This window comes from Chitinophaga silvatica, from assembly GCF_003419895.1.
Classification (GTDB): Bacteria; Bacteroidota; Bacteroidia; order Chitinophagales; family Chitinophagaceae; genus Chitinophaga; species Chitinophaga silvatica.
Genome location: NZ_QPMM01000013.1, coordinates 92,000 through 117,346, shown reverse-complemented (window position 1 = coordinate 117,346; position 25,347 = coordinate 92,000). Strand labels below are relative to the sequence as shown.

At 40.4% G+C, this 25,347-nt stretch carries 13 protein-coding genes; 1 reads left to right on the top strand and 12 read right to left on the bottom strand.

The window, feature by feature from the left end; translation table 11 throughout:
• Window positions 1-145: 145 nt before the first annotated feature.
• The 12 genes from DVR12_RS22925 to DVR12_RS22870 all read right to left on the bottom strand — a co-directional run bounded on the left by DVR12_RS22925 (window position 146) and on the right by DVR12_RS22870 (window position 21,925).
• A complete protein-coding gene (locus DVR12_RS22925) occupies window positions 146-2,737 on the bottom strand; it encodes a hypothetical protein (RefSeq protein ID WP_116978145.1) in 2,592 nt (863 codons plus the stop codon).
• Window positions 2,738-2,740: 3 nt separating this feature from the next.
• Window positions 2,741-3,259, bottom strand: coding sequence for a DUF4402 domain-containing protein (locus DVR12_RS22920; protein WP_116978144.1), 519 nt, complete (start codon window positions 3,257-3,259; stop codon window positions 2,741-2,743).
• Window positions 3,260-3,265: 6 nt separating this feature from the next.
• Entirely contained in the window at window positions 3,266-11,239 is a 7,974-nt protein-coding gene (locus DVR12_RS22915; protein ID WP_116978143.1) for a beta strand repeat-containing protein, read from the bottom strand.
• A 12-nt stretch (window positions 11,240-11,251) separates the two neighbouring features.
• On the bottom strand, window positions 11,252-12,070 hold the full coding sequence (locus DVR12_RS22910; protein ID WP_147323527.1) for a fimbrial biogenesis chaperone: 819 nt from the start codon (window positions 12,068-12,070) through the stop codon (window positions 11,252-11,254).
• A 122-nt stretch (window positions 12,071-12,192) separates the two neighbouring features.
• Window positions 12,193-12,711, bottom strand: coding sequence for a DUF4402 domain-containing protein (locus tag DVR12_RS22905; RefSeq protein ID WP_116978141.1), 519 nt, complete (start codon window positions 12,709-12,711; stop codon window positions 12,193-12,195).
• 214 nt (window positions 12,712-12,925) lie between these two features.
• Window positions 12,926-13,888 (bottom strand): DUF5996 family protein, encoded by a 963-nt coding sequence (locus DVR12_RS22900; protein ID WP_116978140.1) that lies wholly within the window; start codon window positions 13,886-13,888, stop codon window positions 12,926-12,928.
• A gap of 226 nt (window positions 13,889-14,114) precedes the next feature.
• Window positions 14,115-15,083, bottom strand: a complete 969-nt coding sequence (locus tag DVR12_RS22895; RefSeq protein WP_116978139.1) for a dimethylarginine dimethylaminohydrolase family protein — start codon at window positions 15,081-15,083, stop codon at window positions 14,115-14,117.
• A gap of 50 nt (window positions 15,084-15,133) precedes the next feature.
• On the bottom strand, window positions 15,134-15,514 hold the full coding sequence (locus tag DVR12_RS22890) for a VOC family protein (protein WP_116978138.1): 381 nt from the start codon (window positions 15,512-15,514) through the stop codon (window positions 15,134-15,136).
• Between the two features lie 88 nt (window positions 15,515-15,602).
• Entirely contained in the window at window positions 15,603-17,093 is a 1,491-nt protein-coding gene (locus tag DVR12_RS22885; RefSeq protein WP_116978137.1) for a glycoside hydrolase family 32 protein, read from the bottom strand.
• A gap of 166 nt (window positions 17,094-17,259) precedes the next feature.
• Window positions 17,260-19,461: a hypothetical protein gene (locus tag DVR12_RS22880; protein WP_116978136.1), complete on the bottom strand. Its 2,202-nt coding sequence runs from the start codon at window positions 19,459-19,461 to the stop codon at window positions 17,260-17,262.
• Between the two features lie 13 nt (window positions 19,462-19,474).
• Entirely contained in the window at window positions 19,475-20,665 is a 1,191-nt protein-coding gene (locus DVR12_RS22875; protein ID WP_116978135.1) for a serine protease family protein, read from the bottom strand.
• Between the two features lie 3 nt (window positions 20,666-20,668).
• Entirely contained in the window at window positions 20,669-21,925 is a 1,257-nt protein-coding gene (locus tag DVR12_RS22870) for a hypothetical protein (RefSeq protein WP_116978134.1), read from the bottom strand.
• Between the two features lie 331 nt (window positions 21,926-22,256).
• On the opposite strand from DVR12_RS22870, the gene DVR12_RS22865 reads away from it, so the two are divergent.
• Window positions 22,257-25,076 (top strand): FAD-binding and (Fe-S)-binding domain-containing protein, encoded by a 2,820-nt coding sequence (locus DVR12_RS22865; protein ID WP_116978133.1) that lies wholly within the window; start codon window positions 22,257-22,259, stop codon window positions 25,074-25,076.
• Window positions 25,077-25,347 lie beyond the last annotated feature (271 nt).

The window sequence follows — 25,347 nt, the reverse complement described above, 5'->3', positions numbered from 1 at the left end:
GTGATAAGTTGACTGCAGATTGAGGAATTCAACAGGGCTTTAATCAGGATTAATAGGTTCCTGGCATGTTTGTCAGATGGCATTTTCGGTATAGTTCGCTGCACTGATAGTTCAAAAATGTTTCAGTATATCAAGGGTAAATATATTATTTTTTATCTAATTTAAATACTAATGAATTTACGACATCGCCTTCTGTTTTTAGTTTAATCGTAAAAGTTAGTTTATCCCTCTCAGGAACCAGTTCCAGTTTTTCCAACTGCTGAACATCTAATCTGGCGGTAAAATTACCAGGTGCAAGCCCCAGATAATTAAAGGAACCATCAGGTTCTGTTTGAGTTTCCCCTGCAATTGTTCCGTCTTCATTATAAATGTAAACGGTAAGGCGGGTTTGTAAAGGTGCTTCTACTTTACCAGATACTTCGCCCATTACCAATAGTGGTACATCAACCGCTTTCAGCTGATTAGGGTCGATGAAAATACTCATTGAGGTTTTGGACAGGCGCCAGGCCAGGTTATCGAAACTACTGGTATTCAGTTCTACATAATATCGTTCATACGGTAGCAGATTAAGGATCCTTATTAAAGTATCCTTTGAGTCGGGAATAATATTACCACCATTGCAAAGTGCTCTTAATCCCTGCACCCTTGGTTCACCCTTATCACGTTTTCCATTTCTGTTGAGATCCAGGAATGGAATAAGAACTATGCCACCGGTGCCTACACTATAACGATTATTAAAACTACCGTTTTTCGAGCTTCCATCGTAAACAAAACTACCTCTTGCCGATTCTACATAGGTATTCATATTAGTTCCTCTCCAGCCGGAAAAGCCAATTTGAGCAAAAGAGAAATCATAACGCAACCCAATTCCTACGTTTGTTATTTCACTTTTAAAGTTCCTCTCATAGGAGGCATTCAGGTAACCATGTTTAAAAATATACCTGCCTACATCCAGCCTGGTTGCGATGAAGCTGCTATTTGTATACTGGTACTGAACCTGAGGCGTAATTATAACGTCGCCAGGTATACGATAGGTAACTGCAAAGTTGGAATAAATAAAGGGGCTTTCGCTACCAACCGTCAAACCATAAGTACTGATATTAACTCCCAACTTATTTATGGCACCTGAAATCAGCCATTCTGCAATGCTGTAATTTGGACCAGGTAATACCAGCTGATCAAAAGTTAAGCGGTTGAAAATGGTAAACCTTCTTCCGGATATGGGTTTTGACAGCACTACTTTTCTTTCTTCCAGGTAATTGTAAATGATGGCTTGCTGCCCTTTACGATAGTTACTGTAATAGCCTTCCAGCTGGAAATTGGCCGGCATTCTGAAAGACAATATTCCACGTGCAATTACATCCGGCACATATTCAGCCGAGAGAATAAGGCTAGGGGTAAGTCTTGCGGAGGCCGATATGAAAGGCATTCCTTTTCTGTCGGCAATGGAAGAAAGATATTCCATTCCACCTCCCACAGTCATACTATTGGCTAATCCGTAGCTTGCCTGGGCTCTGGCAAACCGACTTCTCCTGTCATCTTCCACAATCCCTGCGCTGGCCACATACTCCAGCTCTTTCTTAGGAGTGAAGTTGAAGGGAACAGTAATATATTGTTCTTTAAATCTTTCTTCCCCCCAGGGACCATAAAATCGTAAGCGAACCATTGAGTTACCGTATACCATAGGTACCTGGAAGGTAAAAAAACCACCTGCATCAGCTGTAGTATAATCTACAAGTCCATTATTAACATATAGCTCTACAACCCAACCTGGTTCAGTATAATCACTTAAAGTATAAGACCCGAATGCACGTCTGAAAGTTGTTGGAGTATTGGTTACCTGTACACCTATAATCGGATAAAAAATGGAAGCAATAGTTGGAGTATAGATATTTCCCAGTACTACCTGCCTAACTACTTTACTGTCATTATTCACATAGCGCCATCTAACAAATTGCTGCTTTTCATCAAATGCCTTAGATGCGAGGCTATCATGTGTAAATACTCGCTGTTGCTGAGCGAAGTTATTGTAGTTAAGAGATACAATTGTTTCCCCTCCCAATACGGTGGCGCCAAGTCCAAGATTCAGCCAAACATCATTCGGTCCGTCCTGCCGCTGGGTGGTAATAACCGACCAATCGGCCATCCCGAATTTAAATGCAGGCCTTCTGGGTCCTACAAATGTATCGGCAACCATATCACCTTTTAATCTGCTTACGTTTTTTCGCATCATTTCGAGCCTCATTTCCCGTATTATCGGCAATTCAAGATTGGTGGACAGGCGAACTGCCAAAGCCCGGAAACTAAAAGAACAGTTGAGTCCGAATACCCTGGAATAAACATCTGTTCTCAGATATATACCAGAAGGTGTTTGCAGGATTTCCTCCTCTTTTAATTTGAAATCCTTATTCTGATAGTGTATGAGATTTTGAGATTTATTGACTAAGAAATCGCCTTTTTCGGTGAGAAAGTAGCCATAAACAGAATCCCGATTCTGGGAGGTTTTATTTTTTATTTTCAAGAATGAGAAAAGATCAGAAACTCCCAGGTAAGCAGAATCACTGCTGATGATTGCAGGCATCTCCTTACCTCCTACTCCATCTACTACCAGGAATACGGCAGTTTCAACCAATACTGGTTCCGGCCCGGGAGCGGTTGCACCGGCAGTAGAGGTAAACAGCATAGCTACCCAACAACAGAAAATAAAACGGATGAGAGATGTAGGATAGTTCTTCATTAATTATTCCTGGATAAAGGTTACCGAAAATATTCCGCTATAGTTGCCAGGTGGATTAGCAAGAGCATTTCCAACTGTAAGTGTTCCTCCAATCAACACATTATTCGTAGCCGGGGCTGTGGCTGTAGTAATAAAAGAAGAACCGGTACTTGCATTTCCAATATGCAAGCTGATAGATCCACCATTTGACCCAGTAAGCAAAACATCAGGACCATTCAGAATAGACACCACGGTACCTACGTTAGCAGTGACTTCAAACATTGCCGGAGAAAAAGGATAGCCCATATTTGCCAATACAACACTACCAGTAGCAGTGCGGGAACCATTTGGATATAGTATAACTGTTCCGCCCGATGCTCCCAGAAAGAATGCTCCAAATCCCAAACCCTGAGACGGATTAGCATAAACTGTTATTGGCCTGGGTGGTTGCTGCTGCGCATATACCAACTGTGACAACAACATTGTTATTATCACAGTAATGCATAAACGTAAAAAGCATTTATATCTGACAATAAAGATCATAGCGCCTTAATTACTTATAAAAACTTTTCTGGTTATCTTTTTGCCATCAACATAAAAAACAACAACATATAATCCACTGGCATACTGAGAACCTAACAGCTGGGCCCCGCTTTCAACATAATCGCGTTGCCAGAGTACCTGGCCCAATAAATTTGATACAGTAATGGTGCATTTTTTATTAGGGAGCTTTTCTATAAATCCATATAAATTCCTTCCCACACTATACGCTCTGAAATCTGATTCTGCTGGAGCGTTATCTGTATCTGTCTTTTTAAACACCAGAGAAAAACGTTGATCATATTTTCCTGGTTCCATATACACTCTATACTTCTCATTTTCCTGAAGTGTGGTGTATTGGTTAGTAACTGCATCTTTCAGATAAATATGAAGATCTGCAGGCATCCGCTGCAGGGTAACAGTATTAAAGGTTACAAACCCTTTTCTTTCTAATTGCAGGCCCAACGGGATAACGGTATTACTATCCGGGAATTCAGGCCAGGCCCCAACCGAGAGCCGTTGATGATCGGCCGACCAGGAGTAATAAGTAGGTACACTGTTATCAGTATTGGTGATCTTTAAGGCATCAAGTCCTTGTTCAAAATCCGGCTTGGCAGCAGCATCAAAATAGATCACTAAAGGATCAGGGGCCAATCCATCATCTGCATATGCCGTATTGATCCGAAGTAATGGAATATTTTGTGGCTCTCTATGGAAATTAGGCGTTAGGTTGTTGATCCTTGCAGCATTATTTACAGATAAACTACCAGTAACAGGGAAAGTACCATTTGAAACGTGGATAAAAAATCCCTGCATGGCTGGTATTATATTAGTTGCGATTCCGTCGCTCGACACACCGGCAATATAAGAGCTATAGGTGCCTCCATATTGGTCTGTTGCTCCGGGATTGAAATAATAGATAGCATTATCAATATTCGTGAGGCTCCAACCACTGGTTGCATTCCAATCTATCGGTGAAGGATATGGGTTTCCTATTAAATTAAATCCTTGTGTATAAGGTTGATTGGTATTTGTTAATGTAGGAGCAGTAATAGTCTGATTATTGACCACCCCTGTTATACTGATTGTAATTGGAGTTGAATTAGCTCCTAATTGTGCTGCATAACCTTGCAGCGGAACCAGTGGATTTGTTGTGGTGGTATAGTTTACCCATCCTGCAGATGCCAATGTTTCGTTGTAACTATAGAATGATGGGAAACTGGCACTGAGATTTACAGCAGTACCAAACTGGCTGACAGTAGCAGACTGGAATGGGCTGCTCAGGTAGCGGTAACCAAATGAAGAAGGAACATATCTTTGAACCGTAACATTTCCGGTCACCTGACCAGTGCCGGAACCATCTATCAGGGCTGTTTGCGAAGCAGTGGACAACAATGTTAAGAAATTACCGGTAGCCAGAGTACCGGTATTTACTTTCAGTATCCCACTAATATTTAAAGTTCCACCTATTGTAACGGTAGTGCTATTGGTTACATTCAGATTTAAAATTGAATTATTGAGGAAAGTAGCAGCAGCAATTGTTTGAGGCGCTGCTCCACTAAAAATCATTGTGCCATTTGTAGCGTCCAATGTTCCTGTATTTGTAATCAAGCCATTGATCTGAAGGCTACCTCCATTTACCACCACTGAAGCACCTGTTTGAATCGTCAGATTGCTTGCCAGGGAAGTGCCGGTAGTAATCAGGGGATAGTTTGTTAACCCTGTTGGAATGATAACATTGGAAGAGATAAGTGGTATTGAATTCGTAGACCAGTTACCATTTACAAACCAGTTGGTACTAACTGCTCCTGTCCATATGAAACTTGCAGCCAACTCTCCTACAGCCAGATCTCCAAAAGAAGTTAGTCCGGTAGCCTGAATCGACAATGGTTGCGGAGAAACTGTGGTTGGCAGCGTCCAGGAGGTACCATTATATTCTGCTACTTTAAAGTTGGCGGTAGTTGCACCTGCATCTACATCTGCGGCCACCCAGTTCATTGTCACTGCCGCTGTAGTATATACCAGACTATTATTAGTGAGGGTCCAGTAGCGATTAACTTTCCGGCTGGTATTTAGTCCGGAGGTTGCCAAAGCAGGATGAACCCCTGTCACTGTATTAGCAGTTACATTTCCAGCTGTACCAACAGAAGTAAATAAAGTGGTTAGCGGTGTATAATTGAGGCTATCTCCAACTTCAAAATTATAGGTAACATTAGAGCCGGCAGAGATATATTTTCTTAAGAATCCATATACCCAACCCGTGGCTTGTGCTGCACCGGTAACACTTCCGGAAGCAGAAATAATGGCAATATTACTGCCTGTGCGAATATTACTTTTGGTAAATGTCAGGATGCCATCTACGGTGGTATTTGCGTTCAGTACAACCTGGCCACTGTTTTTCTTAACATTTATATTATTAAAATTACCGGTAGATGAAACCTGTTGATCTGCGAGGCCGGAAAACAAAACTGTGGAACCAGTGTAGGTGTAAGTACCGCTGGTCATTGTCCAGCTTCCTTCCAAAGTATCTACAAAAGCGCCCTGGATGAAGTTTCCATTAGACAGGGTAAAATTGTTCAGAATATGTAAAGCAGCGGGAGCTGTTTTATTACCAGCAGCTGAAATTACAAGATTGCCATAAGGAGTAACAGCAGCAACAGTTTGAATTGTTCCTGCATATTCCACTGTACTCAGGGTATCTAGTTTGTAAATATTATAAGTTGGAAGAGTTTGTATTCCCCTTATAATTAAGCGGGCATTATTTTTAATGACTAAAGTACCTCCATTAGTTGGGTCCTGTGTAATGGTTGAATCCTGTGTGTCCAATACTCCGGAGAGAATATCCAAATTGGTAGATAGGACCGGAGTTCTAGCCAATAATGCTGAAATACCAGCTGATTTACTTACTTCCAATTGTGCAAGGGCAAACGGACTTGCAGTACCATTAATATTTCCATTGCTGCTACCTGTCATTACTGCAATTCCAATACTGGTATTGATGCTTCCATTATTGGTTAAATTGTTGGCAACACAGAAATCTGCCACGGCAGCTATTGTACCATTAAAAACAATATTATAGAACACAGTGCTGTCACCACCTGCCAGATACCCATTAGCACTACCCATAGTAACGGTGCTGGTACCACCATTAAAGGTGCCGTTACTTTCAAGATTTCCATTTACTACATAGTTATTACTACCAGCTGAAAATACAGATCCGGCATAAATTTGCAGGTTACCGTTGATTGTATAGCTTGCAGCCGGTGCCACAGCATTTGAATTTGCTATTATGATGTTTGTTGCAAGAGTTGGTGTACCAGAGAGATTAAGAGCCGCACTTCCAGCGAATAACAAGGTTCCTGTACTATTTATTCCGGTAAGTTGAACCGTTTGTGATGACGAGGGTGTGAAACTGAGTGTTCCGGCACTTTGAATAGTACCACTGTTATTTACGGCATTACTAAATTGATGTGGTAATTGCCCACCATTGAAAGTTGCTCTGGCAGCAACGCTGAATGCCCCTTGTACATTCCAGGCATCGCCGGGATTAATACCTGCGGTATTTGCAATATTCACAGCTGGCCAGGATGGAGTAGCACCTAAGAGGATGGAAGGTGTAACAGTTCCATTGAAATTAATTGTGCCTGCTGCGTTATATGTAATCGCATTAGATAAACGCAGGGTTTGAAAATTCGTGCCAGCAAAAGTTATGGTACCGCTGGCAGTATAGCTTCCATTATTATATAAATCTCCCGCTACAGATGTTGCCCCACTTCCATTATCGTAGGATGCACTTGCAAGTACTTGTAAGGTGCTGTTATAGGAAATATTACTTCCACTAACCACATAACTTCCGAAAACAGAAAGCCTGTTGAAAGTCGTATTTCCAGTTAGGGTTTTACTACTACCACGAAGCGTTACAGTACCGGTACCCGGAGTGAAAGTACCATTATTTGTCCAGTTGCCATACAAATCGATGGTACTGGTACCAGGGCTTAAGGAAGCAGTACTGTTTATTTGCAGATCACCATTTACCACAATATTTCCTGCCAATGTTTTGTTACTTCCATTAAGTTGAAGAGTACCATAAGACAGTGAATTGATTGTTTGAGCAGTGGTTGAATAGTAGTTTGTGGTACTTCCACTATTCAGAGTGTAGATAGTGAAATTGGACGGAAAATTAGATGCTCCGCCGATAGACAAAGTAGTTCCTGAAGCAGCTGAGCAGGTGCCGCCTGCCAGACTTCTGTTAATGGTGTAATTGCTCACATCAAGAGTTCCGGCACTCAGAGAAAGATTTCCATTGATAGTAAGGTTACCAGCTAAAGTTACAGTGCTGCCAGTATTGTTGATTGTTACATTATTAAATGTTGTAGCATTAATACTTTGAGCGCTGCTCCCATTAAAATTGAGGGTAGAAAGACCAGGAGCAAATGACACCCCACTACTTGACCAGTTACCTCCAACTGAGAGGAAAATATTACCTGCATTAACAGTTGCAGCATTATTGATTGTTACATTACCTGCAACTGTTGTAGCCCCGTTAATGTTTAAGGTTCCACCAATTACGGATATGTTTCCATTTACAATAGTTGTGTTATTTAATAGTGCGAGCCCGGTATTATTGCTGGTACTATTAACAGTAAGATTGTTATAGTTTACTCCTCCAACTATTTGAGCTCCAGATCCATTATAGGTAACCGTACTGCTTCCGGCAGTAAACGTTCCCGCGGAATAGTTATAATTTCCACCAAGATTTAATTGCCCTGCTCCAGAAAATACGATACTGGCACTTCCACTTTGTACAAGATCTCCAGCGACCGTAACGCTACCACTTCCGACATTTAATTGGATAGCATGGCCGCTGGTTCCGTCACTAAGTGCTAAAATACCATTTACAGTAAGATTCTGGTTATTTACATTGATTGTATGAGTAGCATTTGCCGACCAGCTTCCTGCAATATTACCTGCTGTGGTCAGAGAACCACTGGTTCCGAGAGTTAATGTAGCAGCCTGGGTACTTCCAAAATATACGCCTTTAATATTAACAGTATTATTTATAGTTGGCTGATTTGTAAAAGCAGCCGTACCTATTTCGGCCACATCGGATGTGCCAGGCGGACGAGCAGGACTTCCCTGAGTAGTTGTCCAGTTACCAGCAGTATTCCAATCTGAACTAACAGAACCATTCCATCTCACGACGCTTAAAGGTGCTCCCAGGGTATAACGACCGGTACCTGTAGTGAGTAATCCGGATACTTCTACATAATTCTGACCACTGTTGGAACTGCTGCTTCCGATATCTGACCATCCACTGCCTGTGTTTCTCCAAACATCCAGAGAGTTTTGAGCGTTTCCATTCAAGACATTAGTTTCATAATGGAATCGTAAAGTAACGGAGAGCCCAACAGCCAAACCAGAGGCGCTAACATCATACTCCCTGTTTATTGAACTACCCGAGGGGAAATCGGAAACAGCTCCCGGAAGTGTAGATATAGTTATTGAAGAGCCAAGAAATAATCCGGTTACAGAGATTGTAGTATTGGGGCTTTCAAACGCATAAGTACTTCCTAACAAAAATGTATTAGTACGCGTGATATTTCCCAAAATAATACCATTACCATTTCGTGTATTGGAAATAGTGAGGGTATTAACTGTAGTGAGTATAGTTCCGGTTGTCATATTCACCGTTGCCACACCAACGTTCGACAACATGATAACCTGAATATAATCAGCAGATTTGCTTATTGTTAGTATATTAAACGTGGTAGTACCAGTAATAGTAGAGTTACCGGCACCACTAAAAACAACTGTGCTTGAGCCGGGAGTAAACGTACCGTTATTATTCCAATTTCCCTGTACTGTTAAGGTTTGGCTACCTGCACTCACTGTTGTTCCACTAGCAATGGTAAAGTCACCATTTACAGTAACAGCACCACCTATTGTTTTTGTATTTCCACCAGCGACAATAAGATTATAGAAAGTATTAGCTGCAATGGTTTGTGCCCCGGTACTATTAAAGGTTACAGTATTAGGAGTAGTGGTAGTTGTATTCAAAGTTCCGGCTGTAAGGGTATAAGTTCCGGCGATACCCAGATTAGCACTGGTAGCAAGTTGAAGCGATGTACCATTGATAGTTACATTAAATAAACTGGCGGTTCCGTTGAGTACGCTGGTTCCCGTAAAGGTTGTAGTTCCGGCAGTGGCAGAAAAGGTACCATAAACATTAAGTGCAGTACTAACGCTGTACGATACGGCAGTGGTTACAGCACCGCTAATACTTAAGGTACTGAATCCAATTGTTCCGGAACCTGAAATTGTCTTAGTAGTTCCGGTCATATTTACAGCACCAGTTGAGCTTAATGATCCACTTACAACCAGGTTATCAGTAATTGTAAGATTACTTGCTGAGCTTACACTTCCACTAATAGTCAGATTACTAAAGGTGAAGCCAGTACCGCTGATCGATTTAGCACTTCCAGACATCGTCAACACCCCACCACTACTATGGGTAAAGGTTCCGGGAAGTACAGAGCTAAGATTTCCCGCTACAGTAATATTCGTAGTTGCCGCGGCCGTAATACCATCTCCCTGGATCACCAGATTATTGAAACTATTTGTTCCGGTTCCACTAATTGTTGCTCCATCGCCAAGCATAGTGATTGTTCCGGAGGCCCCCGTTAGTGTACCAGCATTAGATAGGTTGCCGGTAATATTAAGATTACTGCTTCCGCCATTCAGCGTTGTATTGCTATTAATTATCGTGTTCCCATATACGTTAGTAGTAGCTGCGAGGGTTGTGCTAACACTGCTTCCGGTACCCTGATTAAGGGTTAAATTCCCGGTAATTGTGAGGGTGCTTGCTGGCAGGGTTTTGACAACAGCTCCGCTGGTGGAGGAAAGTGTTAGATTACCATATTGTAATGCTGTGACAGTTTGAGCATTACCATAATATTCAACTGTACTGTTTATTGGTAAAACGGTAGTGGCATAATTAGTTGGGAAAGTATTTGTGCCTCCGATTCTAAGTAAAGCCCCGTTTACCACGCGCAAGTATCCACCTGCTATTGTGGTTCCGCGATTGGCAGAAAACGTAGCAAGATCGAGTGTGGCAGCCAATACCTCAATATTTCCTGTATTTGCAGCAGTAGCATTCAGGGGGTTCAGGTTTCCGCCCAATGTTTTGGTACCTGTTCCACTAATTCTGAGTGTTGAATAAGTAGGAGTATTAGAAATAGTTTGATTGACTAAAGTTGCGCTATAATTCACTGCACTATTGGCTGCCAGGGTAAGTGTTCCCGACAGGTTATAGTTGCCTGAATAGGTAGAAGCTTTTACGTTTAATTCACCACCCGGGTTTACAATTGTATTTGCGGCACCGCTTACAACTATTGGGGTAGCATTTTCGGCAGGGAGTAATGTACCGTTTACTGTTAATGCAGTAACAACAGAAGTATTTACATTGATTGTGGTGGTACTACCAGCACCAATAGTAAGGCCATTAAAGGAAGTTGTATTTCCGGAAATAGATTGAGTGGTTCCGGAGAATGTTACGATAGCGTTAGTATTTGTTGCAGTATATGTACCGCTATTTGTAAAGCTGCCTTTAAGATTCAGATTGGCTTTACCATGACTTAAAGTAGCTCCACTACTGATAGTAAGCGTACCGTATACCGTAAGGCTTCTGTTGACAGTGAGGGTGCCGGAGCTAATTGTCAGGGAGCGGCAGCGTGAACGAACATCAACAGATGGGCTATAAGGACCAGTAAAGTTTGCATCTCCAATTGTTACATCTGTAGCAGCAGTAGGTACACCTGCCGTCCAGTTTGCGCTTACAGACCAGGAGCTGCTAGTAGTTCCTTTCCAACTGGTTTGAGCATTTGCAAAAGCCGGAGTTAGGAAAATAGCAAAGGATATCAGCCATCGCCGAAGCTGATTAGAGAGAGGAACAGTAAATTTAATAGCAGGTATAAATATTTTCATAAAGGCGATCAATTACTTTAAAGGCACTTCAGCGAATGCAAGTTGTTCTGATTCTTTACTGGTTTTTGCTGTATAAGTTATTTTGAGTTTACCAACATGATAGTTGATATCATTTTTATTGGTCAGAGGAATTCGTATCAATCGCTGTAAGTTTGGTGTATATACAGCTACGCCATTAGCTAAGGCTACCTGGGTAGTTCTGCCTTGCGGAGAAATATAGGAGACCTCTATATCTCCATACACTGAAGCATTTCCGAAACGGTTAAATAACATTGATACAAATGGTCCTTGTTTTTCATCTGCTTTAACAGTTATATCTGAAAGCCTGACAGAGCCCCGGGTTTCTCCTGAGCGAATAATTACCGGAATACTAATCCCAAATATGGGAACCAGTTTTACCTGAATCCCGGTACTATCATTTTCATTTTTGGTAGTAAGAGGATAATTTTCATCAGGTACGGCCCTGAAATAGAGATGAGACCTAAATTCTCCAGGTTTCAGATCAGCAGTATTGGTAACCTGTAGTTTTATTATCTGAGCTTCGTTGGGAGCAAGTACAACACTATGCGGAAAAAAACGAAGGTATTTACTGGCGAATGCCTGTCCGGAATCTGGTTCATTGATTTCCTCGAAAGTACCGTCCCTCTTCATTCTTATTTCAATAAGAGAAATTACATATCTGGCAGAATCTTTTCCCAGATTTGCGATATTGAGATCTTCTGATCTTTTTTGTCCATCAAAAATTACTCTGACTGGAGTAACCAATAAGTTTCCCTGTGCGGAGCCATCCTCGAAAAATAGGGTAGCCAGAAGAGTTAGACAGGTTGACAATAATAAATACGTGGATATGATCGGTCGATTAAACAGGGTCATTATTACGGTTGCTTGAATATAGAAATGGGGTAACCCAGCGACAATTTTTCCGGGTTACCCAAATAATATGTGAGTGAATATTAGTTGTAACTAACAGTTACAGTAAACGGAGTTGCGGAAGTATAAGTACCGGTTGCCTGAGCGGCAGATACATTCAGTGTAGCACCAACATTGAGTGTTTGAGTACCGAGTGCCAACAAACCAGTACCAGAAGGAAGACTTGTAAATGTATTTACAGTCATCGAATTGGCGCCATTTGCGATAGTGGTTGCAGAAGAAGGAAGTGTAATTGAGTAAGTAAGACTTCCACTACCTGAAACAGTAAATGCAGCCGCAGTAACAGTACCTGGAGTAGTAATAGGTAATGACACCCCACCTGTTGAAGTTCGCACTCCTAACGCAGTAAGCACCACGGTTCCTCCGGTACTTGCAGAAACAGAAACATTACCAAAGTTCATGTCCACTGTTTTTGTGATAGTAAGTGGGGCAATGATTGTTGCAGATACGTTTGCTGTAGCTGACGAAGTTTGCCCGAAGGATGTCATAGAAATAGTAGCCAGAATGGCCGTCAATGCTAAGGAAATGTTGAATCGTTTCATATGCTTGCTTTATGAAATTGGGGAATACTAAATCTTCTAAAGTAAAAGGCGATGGTTACGAAACGATAATTGGGTTGTTTAAAACAATTATACGTCCAAGTTAGGAAAAAAAAAAGTAATTAAACTACTATTAGTACCGGCGTCATGTGTAACAATTCAAAATGAATAAAATGAATAAATCATTGTACACTAAACGCCTATAATTTCCGGAAATCTATTCTTTGTAACAACCATATTCAGTTTCTAAACTTGTTAAATCGCATTCCAATGCTTTTCTATCCCAATGGGCAGTATTGGCTGCCGCCTCGTAGGTCGACTGCATAAAATCCAGTAATGCCTGTTCAGGATTATCAGATTTCTGTACTGCTTCATAAGGCAACAGGTACTCTCCTAGTTCATTACTAAAAAAAGCCTCTGAAGGTAACACTGGTTGTTTGCTAAATTCATCGTTTGATGGATAGATATAGGCATAAAAGGCAGGTTGAGGATATTGATCGTTCCCTGGCCAGAAACCAACAGAGCTTACTTCTTTGGAATAAGCTTCCTGCATAACTCTGGCGGGCATATTAGGAGCTTCTCCCTGATGCAGGGGCGCATCCCTGCCTGAAAATCTTGTTACGGCCAGATCAAAGGCTCCCCAAAAGAAATGAACCGGGCTACATTTACCAGTAAAATGAGCCCTGAAACGTGTAAAAACGTTATGAATCTTCACAATTGCCTCCCAAAAATTCCGCATTTGTGCCTGATCATATGATTTATGTATTTCATCCTTATCAAAAGGAATAGCTCCTTCAACTTCACTTGGTAGCGGATTAATTTTTACATCAATATCCAGCGCCTGCACTTTTTCGAAGACCTGTTGATAGAAAGAAGCAACCGTCATGGGTTGCAGCGGAATAACAGCCTTTTTACCACTACTGGTCATTATAACTAATTCGTGATGAATAAAGTCGAAATTGATGCTGAATAGGCCCGATTGGTATGGAACACTGTCTGTACTTAATCCCCATGGGGTAACATATAAGGTTACATGCCAGGAATGATTTAACCAGGGCATTTTCCGCAACCTGATTTTGCCCACAATCTGAGTCCACATATGCACAGTGGCAAGGGTATCTTTCCAGTCATTGTATTGCAACACTGGCCAGGGTCCTTGTTTCAACATACTAATCCTCATAGTTATTGAATTTATTCTTTAACAAATAAAAACGTGTAAGAGTTGGCATCCAGAATTTGTATTTTGTTTAGTAAATATAATTTTGGGTATAGGTAGATGGAACTCCACTCGTTGCGCCTCTTATCGAATATATTAACCAATAAGGTTTTAATAATGGAATGTTGTGGTGCATAATTGCCAATTTAAAAAGTAGCATAGACCCAATTGGGGAGCAATCTCAACCCTATTAATCCATTCGTAAAAGCGGTTGCGTAGTACACCTGAAAGATCCGCCGAAATTTCTGCTTACGCTATAATCTACATATTCGACGTGTATACCATATGCGGCTATCTGCTCACCTATTCTGCTAAAAGCCGGATCAGTAATATATACTTCTGCAGAAACCGGTAAGCCATTGGTTGCTAGTATCGTGGCTTCTTCCAATGAAACGTTGATACGCTTCCAGGATTGCAGGCTATCGGGAATTCCATCTAAAAAAGCATCTTCACAAACTATCATCAATCCATCCCTAATCATTCCTAACGCACAATCGAGATGTAAAATATCTGGATGTAATCTTGCCATTTCTACTTTATAGCCGTATGATCTCAGAAATTTGCTCAACCACTCTATCCCGAGTTTATTGGATGCTAATCCAGAATTTCCAACAAAAACTTGCTTATTCAATACCAGTACATCTCCTCCTTCGATAAATGGCCCTACACCTAAAGTAGGATCATTTACTGCGGTAATTTCTGCTCTCGGTGCAGAAACGTATATACAATCCTCAGGATAAACAATTGTATTGATAATTTCCCTGATTGGGAAGATCTCATTTCTTCTGTGCAGAAAACGCATTGATCCTTCAATAACACAATTGCCTATGGTAAAAAAAGGGTCTCTTGCAAAAAAATTGGAATACCCAAAATTACCAGCAGCCTGCTTTTCTGCGAGCGTTAGCTTCCTCGGGCGAAGAACTTCAACCCCATATTTCATCAGTACCTTTATCAGTGCTATTTTCTCTTGTTCCCATTGCTTTTGAGAAGCGGGAAAGGCATCTTTATAATCCTGACCTTTATGTTCGAGCGTTTCCTGTATTGCGCTTTCCTTTAAAAATCTTAAATCCTCCAATCTGGGTTCCAGGGGGAAACCAAATTCCGATTCTGCCAGTACTACTCTTTTTAGGGTTGCAAATTCATTCTGAACATAAATCATAATGTCGAAGATTATTTCTTCTTAACCAATAAGCCTCAGGGAAAGTTGGGCTATGATTGTATTACAGAAATAATATTTCCGGCCGGATCCTTAAACCAGGCAATGGTAGGCCCATTACCTCTCATAATTCCTTTTGCATCTGTTTGCATTTCACCTGTATACTGCTCAAATTTTACTCCCTGTGCAGTAAGCTCATCAACTGTTTTTTCTATATCATCTACCACTAAATTCAAAACTGTAAATGTAGCTGGCTCATGATTGGGTTTGGGATATATCATAACAGTCAGCCCCCCTTCCAGTTTCAGGGTCAATATATTCATGGGAGCAGGAGTTTCAACTACCTGTACTCCCAGCACATCGTTATAAAATGCTTTTGCTTTGTCAAGATCCTTAACAGAAAAACTACTAAACGCGGTTTTAATTGAAAGCATGGCTAAATGTTTTGGTGTCCTACTAATTTACTTGAAAAATACGGGTATTTTATTGTAAAAAATATAGCAAGGACCGCCGTAACTTTAATTATGGCCAAATTCCATTCAATGTTTCAATTCGTATATTCTTCAATGAAGAAAGAGAGTTAATCACCTGCAATGGAGATTTAATAAAGAAAATACTGGTCATTACAGTTAATCCTTCATCTGCAAAAAGTTCAACAGAAGCCGCATCCAATATAAGCGTCATATTAATTTCCTTTTCCCCGGAGAAACGAGGAGCATGATGAATACTGGCAAATGAACGGTTAAATGAATGCTCTCCGGCGTTAGTTCTGTCTATATAATATTCCTTTGTTGAAGCATGGTAACCTACTTTTACTTTTTGGTCATCAGCATAAAGAAAAGTTAATTCAAAATCGTGGCTGGCATCAGCCTGTAATGAGATTTTCAATGGCTTAGCGGCAGGTTGATGGGCAAAATCAGCTGTAATATTTTTAAATGTCTGAGAAGTAGCAATTTGCTTATCTACCTCCTTAACGGGAACAGATGCTACTCTATACACTCCATCTGTCTTTTTCAGGCTTAATGTGCGGGGAATTGTACTAGCACTACGCCATGGCGAAGTAGGAACCTCGTTGGCATACTGCCAATTGCTCATCCAGCCTAAGAATATTTTTTGCTTTCCGGTATTGCTCCAGGTAATGCCTGCATATTCATCGGGGCCATAGTCGATCCATTTCGTAAGTGTATCGCCGGGTGTAAACGTATGCCCGTTGAAGTTACCTGTAAAATATTGAGTGGCAGATCCTCCGTTCGGACCACCGGGATTTATATTTACGATCAATACCCATATTTCTTTGCCCTGATAGGTAAGCGGAAATAAATCCGGGCATTCCCATACTCCACCATGGGCACCCTTAGCAGCACCAAAATCACTTTCTTTTGTCCATTGTTTTAAGTTGGGGGAAGAATAAAACGTGATTCTATCCTGCGTAGCGAGAGTCATAATCCATTTTTTGGCGGGAGCATACCAACTTACTTTAGGATCGCGGAAGTCTCTGATTCCAGGATTTTGGAGAACGGGGTTACCGGAGTACTTCGTCCAGGTACGACCGGCATCAAGACTATAGGCAATGGCCTGCGACTCGAATTGAGAACTACCGGTTTTTTCCTTTACCGGATCATGGTAGGTATAAATGGCTACCATTGGAGGTTTGCCGTCTTTACCAAATCCGGATGTATTATTGATATCAACTACTGCACTGCCACTAAAAATGTAGCCCAGAGAATCGGGATAGAGGGCTATAGATTGTTCTTCCCAATGGATAAGGTCTTTACTGGTAGTATGGCCCCAGTGCATAGGGCCCCAGGTTGTACCATCAGGATAATATTGAAAAAAGAGATGATAGGTTCCGTTCATATATACCATACCGTTAGGATCATTCATCCAATGTGCCTTTGGTGAAAAGTGAAACTGAGGCCGGTATTGTTCGTGGTAAAGCGAACTATTGGTTTGCGCGTTTGCAAAGAATGCAGTCAATATACCACATAACAGTGGAATGAATATTTTTTTCATAACAATGGCTTTGTCATGAAAATAGTAATTAGTGATTAAAATTAAAAGGAGGATATATCAAAAGTAATATTACCCTGGTTTATTCAGGTATTAGAAGGAGATAATTTTTGTTACAAAATTCTCTTTCAGATTACTTTTGATACATCCTCCTTAAAAGAAAATATTATTATTTATTACTTCCTAAGCTAAATCCGGCAAAGTTAAAGCTGACAGAGAAAAACCAGCTGGAACTCCATTTATCGATTAGTGGCACCTGGTTATTATTCAATTTATCCGACTTCACTAAATCTCCTTCATTTAATCCGGTACCTAATGCTTTCACAGTTCCAAATGCACCACCATAGGATATTACCCATCTGCTATCGCGGCCCAGTAACAAGCTGCCTCCGAGTAAGTAGCGCGGTTGTCCGGATTGATTAATGGAAAGCCCAACAGTACCACCAACATTAATGTCGATACCTGTGCGCCAGTAGAAATGCATTAATACGGCCGGGCCTATATTAAAATTACCTTTGCCGTCTTTTGTAATTTTATACCGATTGGTAGAATCGATCCCCATTGTATCCGTTCTCACAGCACCGCTAGGGTCGCGGAACCGTATGGTATCGATATACGGGGTGGTAACAGCAGCGTAGCTCAGATCCATTAACGCACTGCCAAATAAGCCAACGCTGAAATCGAGTTTAAAGCCGCCAGAAGTTTTGTAGGTTCGCAGCGCCTCATATTGAGGGGTGACTAATACTCCGTCTCTGTATTTATTAAGCGTGATGTTGATCTCATCCTGGTTGCGTATACGAATTTTCCGGGTATCGAAGAAACTATAGTGACTGATTTTTCCGAACCAGTAAGCTGCATCATTTACCATATCGAGGTAAGCTGATAGTGAAGCAGTATAAGTTTTCTGTTCATCTAACAGGTCCTGTCCTCTTTTAATAATCGCCTGTTCCGAGGCATTTGAAATTTTCAGGACTGAATCTGCCATGCGTAGCCGAATAAAACTGAGCCCTCTTTCAATTTCTTCGAGCTTCAACTGCTCAGTTTTAAATTTCTGCATGTAATATGTTTTCAGATCGTTTCTTAAAACTGTAAACTTTTCTAACGGGGAACATTCTGAGACTTTGGCACTCTGCAATGTTGTTTTTTTGTCTTTATCGTCTGTTTTAGACGCTTCAGAAGAAGCATTATTTCCTAACAGACCTGCAAAGGTGGAAGTAAATAATTGAGCCTGATCCATAAAATTGTCGTTATAGCTAATTGCCAGAGAAAAACTATCGCGATAAGGATGGAAATTTGAAACAGAAATTAATAAGTCGCGGCTTACAGTTGGTGCAAAATGTTTGACATGCTTTGCATTACTGAAAGGCGGTACAACATTATAAGGCAGATAAGAAGTTGGAGCTGCACTATATGCCGGGTTGGATATTGACTTTAGAAATGAAATGCTTTCGTCTATCTTCCCCAATTCTTTTACAGCTTCTTTTCTTGCTTTGGAGGTATGGCCGGCAACCATATATTTTTCTGTAACTTTGATCTTCTCTTTTTCCAATTCCTGGACCTTACTATTTACTTTTTCGTTTAGTTCATTTTTATCTTCTACATTTGTTAATCCGGAGATGCTATTCGAAGTATTACCTTTAGCCATTGGAATAGCAACACTACCTGTATTGACCTTTCCCCAAACGCGCTTATAAGCTGCCACAGGATCTACATTACTATAATTATAAACTAATGCCCAACCAGTTTGCTTTTCAAGAATCGGATGGGGATGCTGACCAGTACCGATCTGCCCTTGACTACGCCAGTAATTTTCTGTTTGTGCAGTGGGTATAAAATATGGAGCTACCAGATCGCAATTCGTATTTTCTGTTTTTGGAGTTGTTTCAACTTTGGGTTTTGTTCTATAAATAAATGTGGCTTTAAACCCCTCGTCTGTTTTATTTGGATTTATTAAAGACACTTCAAACTGATCATTTTCCTTAAGGTTTGCCGCACTTATGATACTGGAAAGCTGTATTGCAAATTTCCCCTCTTTGAATACAGCGCCATGCCTCCCTACTTCAGGAATTGGAATTATTGAATCTTCCGAGTGTCCATTACCAATTTTGTGTACTATACTTAGCCCTTTCAATATTGTTGGAACAGCATTTTCAGGCATTCCAGTAATGGTAATATTATTTTCTTGACTATAATTGAAGTAATATTTTCCGTTATATTTCAGCCATTTTGCATTTGCGTCGTAATTTAATTCTCGCGACACAAAGTCAGGAATAGTATCATCAGTGATTCTAGTAAACTCTTTAACAGGTGATTTTGCTAATAAAAACGTGCTTTGAAGCAAAAAAAGTAATAATAGAATACTTTGTTTCATATGAAATGGGGAATTATTTTAGTGAATATTTATGTTTGTTATCAGCCAGGCAATAAAAAGGTAGGATACAGGTATCATCAGAATTTCCTGCTGCTACCATTCCAACCAGTTTATATTCATTTCCAAGTTTAGCGATTACAGGAGCGCCTGAATCTCCTTTGACTGAAATATTATTAGTTAAGATCACATTATTAAATTCATGGAACTCACCATTGTCCAGTTCTAAAGGACATTTTTTAAATACCCCCTTTACCTTTCCTCGTCTGATACCTGATACGAAGCCTACCATCACAACTTCTATCTGATATAGATCATTAATGTCCTCGATTCCGAAATAATCATCGATAACATTCCCATCAATTATATTCTGGATATCCGGAGCATCTATTAGGATAGCAGCAAAATCCAAGTCATTATTAAATACAGCTTTTTCAATTCTATGGCTCATACACTCATCACTTAGTGGAAAATTTGCAGTAGCCGGCTTACTATTAGTTCTATTGTATTCAAAATTTGTTTTAAGAAAAGGGAAAACAACATGACAACAAGTTAACAGGAAATAATCTGAAATATTATCATCTCGTTTTATCTTGGCTTTAATAAATCGTGTTCCTTTGAAGGTTTCATCACTATTTAATATGCCTCCTCCAACCAGGTAAGGGTAGTTCTTTTCCAATTTAGGATTGCTACCAACGGGCATAGGGCCTAATAACTCACATAAGTTACTTTCCATAACATCTGTCAGGATCTTAAATCCCCAGAATCTTATTTCTTTTACAATCGGGCATTTAAGGTCAGGATTGTTTTCAGCTAACTTATGTTTAACATAAATCAGCATTGAAAACGGATGGTTATCCTCATAGTTTTTATTTCCAAACCCGCAACCTAAATATCCATTTACTTTGAGCTTTAATTGTTGATGCACTGCTTCCTGTAACTGGAGCAGTATCCCAGCTTTTGCCTCACCGGTGTAATTATTGATATCACATCCCTCCAACACAAAATTCACTTCGGCAAAACCTCCGCTCCAATAATAAAAACCCTGATCGGATACATACCAAATGCCATTACCATCTAATACATCACCCCACACAATGTTTACGATTTCAATAGTTTCGCCCGGCATTTTTACATTTACTGACTGAGAGTTGATCGAAGGGGCACCAATCCTTTCATTTAAAGGTTTGCAAACAGTAAGTCTCATATGTTACCCTTTTGGATTAACGATTTTAATTTGCTCCTGCTCGATGGAAGGCTGACCGGGCGCTGTATTAGCAGGGGTACCGGTCATGTTACTATCAGCTGATGCGGGTTTAGGACCTGTTGACCGTATCTGAACCAGTTTGCTTACGAGATCGAACCAGAATGGAGCGCCCATTGAAATGGCCAGTGCAGTGAGGAGCCAGCCTGTCCACATTAAAGTTTCATCGTTCTGGTATTCATTCTTAGTACAGAAATAAGCTTTGTTATAGGCAGTAATTTTTTTCTGCAGGTTGGTTCTTTTTAAAGTATCTTTTTCGTTAATTAATTCATTTTGCATTTGGGCACATACCTTGCAGCTATCTATATTTTTACGGCCCAGCGATAATATCATACTTGCATTATCAGCATCGGCAGCAGCAGATCTGTAGGCAAGCAGCAATGCACTATCGGTGATCGATTTTTTTAAGTTATCATCACTGACATCATTAACTGTTGATCCATACTTCGCTGGAACCTGGGTAGCCAATTGTACCAGTTGTTCTCTTGCCGTTCTATCTTTTGATAAAATTTTATAAATAGCAATTGTATCTGCATTAAAAGCATAGGCAATTCCAAATCCGATAATAAACAGCAGCAGTTGAGTTTGTCGTTTATACCATCCTGTAGCTCTATCCATCGTTTCATTATACCAATTTTCGATGAGCGATTTAAATTTGTCGACATCTTTTCTGGCATCTCTGAACAGCTGTTGTAATTGAACCAATGTTTCCTTTCCAATCTCTATTTCAGTTTTATCCATTAAGGTCACCAGTTTTTGGTTGTTGAACAGCGTTTGTTCTATCATTATGGATTCAGGAATAGTTCCATCATACTCAGGGCCTCTTAGCAATTGTAAAAGCGTTCTTGAGAAGGTATCTGAATTAATATATGCTGGTTTTCTTTTCAGCACACTTTCACCGAGATATTTAATGGTAGGATGATCATAAAAGGCCTTAACAAAGGAGCCTTTCTTTAAGCTTTTAAACAGTTGCCAAAAGTCGGAAAACACTGAAAAAGTTCTATACATAGTATTCTTCAGGCTATTATCATCCAGCGTGGTTGGTCGATCTTCCAACATTATTTTTATTGCTTTCTGGAGATTTCTGGTACGTAGACTTAATTGTCTGGAGAGGATTTCCTGCAATAAGCTGGCGAGCAGGCTATAAATCAAATACAGGAAGAAAAGTCCAATAAATACATCAAAAGCTGCATTACTAAACATGAGCGATATAGGGGTTTATTAATAAATGAAATATTCTAAAGGGCTAAAACCATTCTAAGGAATTAACATTGACATAGTTTTTTGAGGGATCTCATGATATAGTTAAAATGCTCTGAAATCGGCACGTCTCTGATTGTAATATAGGCAAAAAGAATGATATATTTATATTATTTTCCTGCGTCATTTTAAGTTTGTTTACTAAAATAAAAGTAATTTGTTTACAATTTATGCATAAGAAATTATGATATGTTGTTGGTTTTGAATTAATTTTAGACTTCGGAAACATCGCTTAATAGATGCTCCTTTTCACGTCTGGAAATGATAAGTCATTATGAACATTGAAGAAAAACTGCAATCCCTGCTGCCGGCCGAACGAATACTTACGAAACTGATTGATTTAGTTTCGTATGCCTCGGATGCCGGATTTTACTACCTTAAGCCTAAAGCGGTAGTAAATCCTGTTTCTGAAGAAGAAATCAGGAATCTATTCCTATTCTCATTGGCGCATAATATTCCGTTGACCTTCCGAACGGCCGGCACCAGTTTATCGGGCCAATCGATCACAGATGGTATACTGGTAGATTTGAGCAAGAACTGGAATAGCATCAGGATTGAGGAGCAAGGGGCTTATGTAAGGGTTCAGCCAGGTATAACAGGAGGAGTTGTGAATGCAATGCTGAAAAAGTATGCACGCAAGATTGGTCCTGATCCGGCCAGCATTAATTCTGCCATGATAGGTGGAATTATCTCCAATAATGCCAGTGGTATGTGTTGCGGCGTTTCAAAGAATGCTTATCATACAGTAAAATATATCCGCTTCATGCTTCCTGACGGCAAAACTTTCACTACTGAAAGCCAGGAAGATTATATACGTTTTGAACAGGAATGCCCCGAACTGGCTGCCAGGCTTATTCAATGGAGAAATGAAATCCTCGCAGATAAGTTGATGTATGACCTGATTCGTAGTAAATATAAAACCAAGAATACCGTAGGATATGCAGTAAATGCCTTCATTGATCATGAAAGACCATTAGATATAATGGCCAGGTTGATGGTTGGAGCAGAAGGAACACTCGGATTCATTTCCGAAGCAGTTTTTGAAACGGTTCCTGATTATCCGGTTAAAGTAACATCGCTGCTTTGCTTTGCCGACATACAAGCTGCCTGTAGTGCCATAGAAGCCATTACAGAAACCGGAGCAGAAACTATTGAACTGATGGACAATGCATCACTGCGCTCAGTACTACATCTGAAGGGAATTCCGGAACTGCTGGCACAACTCCCTCCTACCGGTGCAGCATTGTTAATAGAATACCAGGGATTTACTGAAGAAGAAGTAAAACAAAAAACAGAAGACTTTTATCAGCGGCAAAGTCAGATTCCGCTGGCCATCCCTGCTAAATTCACAAATGATCCGAAAGAGCAGGCGTTCCTCTGGAAAATACGTAAAGGAATGTTTCCATCAGTAGGAGCTATCAGAAAAAGTGGGTCTACTGTTATACTGGAAGATATAGCCGTGCCGGTACTGCAACTTGGCAATGCGATCCTTGACTTGCAAGCGCTTTTTTCTAAATATGGCTACCTCGAAGCAATTATTTTCGGACATGCCAAAGACGGAAATATTCACTTTGTAGTAACCCAGTCATTTGATACAGCTGCAGAAGTTCAGCGTTATGATCTGTTTATCAGGGAAGTAGTTGAATTGGTAGTAGGCAAGTATAAAGGAGCGCTAAAAGCAGAACATGGTACCGGTAGAAATATGGCTCCATTTGTAGAAACAGAATGGGGGCCAGACATCTACCGCATTATGAAATCGGTGAAGGAAGTAGTAGATCCGGCGCTGATGCTGAATCCCGGGGTGATCATCAACCAGGATAAAGAGGCACATATAAGGAATTTAAAGGATCTTCCGATGGTGGAAGAGGAAGTGGATAAATGTATGGAATGTGGTTTTTGTGAATATAAATGTCCAAGCCGCAACCTTACCATGACTCCAAGAAGAAGAATTGTGGCAAGGCGGGAAATAGCCCGATTAAAGCATACCAATGAAGCAGAGTATAAGGAGCTGTTAGAGCAGTACCAATATGAAGGCCTTTCTACCTGCGCGGTAGACGGACTCTGTGCAGAAGCCTGTCCGGTAGATATTAATACCGGATCGTTGGTGAAACGGTTGCGAAATGAAAACCATAACAAATTTGCCAATTCAATAGCCCTTGCAGTATCCAGAAACTTTGGTGCTACGGAAGGTATTGTTAAAGTAGCAGTGAGTGCAGCTACCGGTATTAATAAGGTACTTGGCAGGAATACATTAACTAAAGTAACAGGAGCTATAAAGAAAGTAATTCCTGCGGTTCCGTTATGGTCGAATCAAATTTCGCCCTCCTCAATTAGCAAAACTCGTCGCCAGGCCAGGGAAACCAATGGCAATCAAACGGTGATCTACTTCCCTACCTGCATCAGTCGGACTATGGGTGGTTCCACAGCCGATAAGAAGAATATGACGGAGGTAATGGTAAGTCTGGCAATGAAACGGGATATTAAGCTGGTGTTGCCGGACGATATTAATGGAACCTGTTGCGGACAGATCTTTTCTTCGAAAGGATTCCCTACGGCTTTTGAGCACACGGCAAATAACACGATCAGTAAGTTGTGGAAATGGAGTGAAGAAGGGAAATGGCCCATTGTAATAGATATTAGCTCTTGTACATATACGCTTAAACATTGCAGGCCACAGCTCAATGCAGAGAATAAAGCCAAATTCGATGCATTGAATATTATAGATAGTATCGATTTTATTTCAGACTATGTATTACCTGGAGCTACTATAAAGAAGCGGATGCAAAACATAGTGTTACATCCGGTTTGTACATTGCAAAAGACGGGGCAGGAAGATCAATTCCTAAAAATAGCGAAACAGTTATCAGAAGAAGTTACGGTACCGGTGAATGCGGGTTGCTGCGGAATGGCCGGGGATCGTGGGTTTCTGTTCCCTGAGCTAACGAAATCTGCTACCTTACCGGAAGCTACGGAGGTAAAATCCTGTAATGCTGATGGTTATTACTCCAGCTCCAAAACCTGTGAAATGGCGTTATCTGAAGCCACAGGAAAAAATTACGAATCCATCGTTTATCTGTTGGATGAATGTCTGTAAAATTTCTTACTTAAGCCAGATACCTGAGTTGTCTGGCTTAAGTAATATTATTGTTAACCCACCAATAAACTCAATTATCTCATTTTTTTTAATTAATGTTGCAACATCTATCATCTATACACTATTAGGCTACTTTACACTGCCTTATATATTACAAATACATAATACAAATCTTTCTTTTCCATTTAAACAATTGTTATAATATTGACATTTTTCAATGTTTCAATTTATAATTAGTTATAAATGCTTAACTTAGCACTCTCATATATAT

Coding starts and splice junctions, on each gene's coding strand:
- DVR12_RS22870 (WP_116978134.1), bottom strand. CDS start 21,925: ATGTTTAGTAATGCAGCTTTTGATGTATTTATTGGACTTTTCTTCCTG.
- DVR12_RS22925 (WP_116978145.1), bottom strand. CDS start 2,737: ATGAAGAACTATCCTACATCTCTCATCCGTTTTATTTTCTGTTGTTGG.
- DVR12_RS22885 (WP_116978137.1), bottom strand. CDS start 17,093: ATGAAAAAAATATTCATTCCACTGTTATGTGGTATATTGACTGCATTC.
- DVR12_RS22915 (WP_116978143.1), bottom strand. CDS start 11,239: ATGAAAATATTTATACCTGCTATTAAATTTACTGTTCCTCTCTCTAAT.
- DVR12_RS22890 (WP_116978138.1), bottom strand. CDS start 15,514: ATGCTTTCAATTAAAACCGCGTTTAGTAGTTTTTCTGTTAAGGATCTT.
- DVR12_RS22900 (WP_116978140.1), bottom strand. CDS start 13,888: ATGAGGATTAGTATGTTGAAACAAGGACCCTGGCCAGTGTTGCAATAC.
- DVR12_RS22895 (WP_116978139.1), bottom strand. CDS start 15,083: ATGATTTATGTTCAGAATGAATTTGCAACCCTAAAAAGAGTAGTACTG.
- DVR12_RS22880 (WP_116978136.1), bottom strand. CDS start 19,461: ATGAAACAAAGTATTCTATTATTACTTTTTTTGCTTCAAAGCACGTTT.
- DVR12_RS22875 (WP_116978135.1), bottom strand. CDS start 20,665: ATGAGACTTACTGTTTGCAAACCTTTAAATGAAAGGATTGGTGCCCCT.
- DVR12_RS22865 (WP_116978133.1), top strand. CDS start 22,257: ATGAACATTGAAGAAAAACTGCAATCCCTGCTGCCGGCCGAACGAATA.
- DVR12_RS22905 (WP_116978141.1), bottom strand. CDS start 12,711: ATGAAACGATTCAACATTTCCTTAGCATTGACGGCCATTCTGGCTACT.
- DVR12_RS22920 (WP_116978144.1), bottom strand. CDS start 3,259: ATGATCTTTATTGTCAGATATAAATGCTTTTTACGTTTATGCATTACT.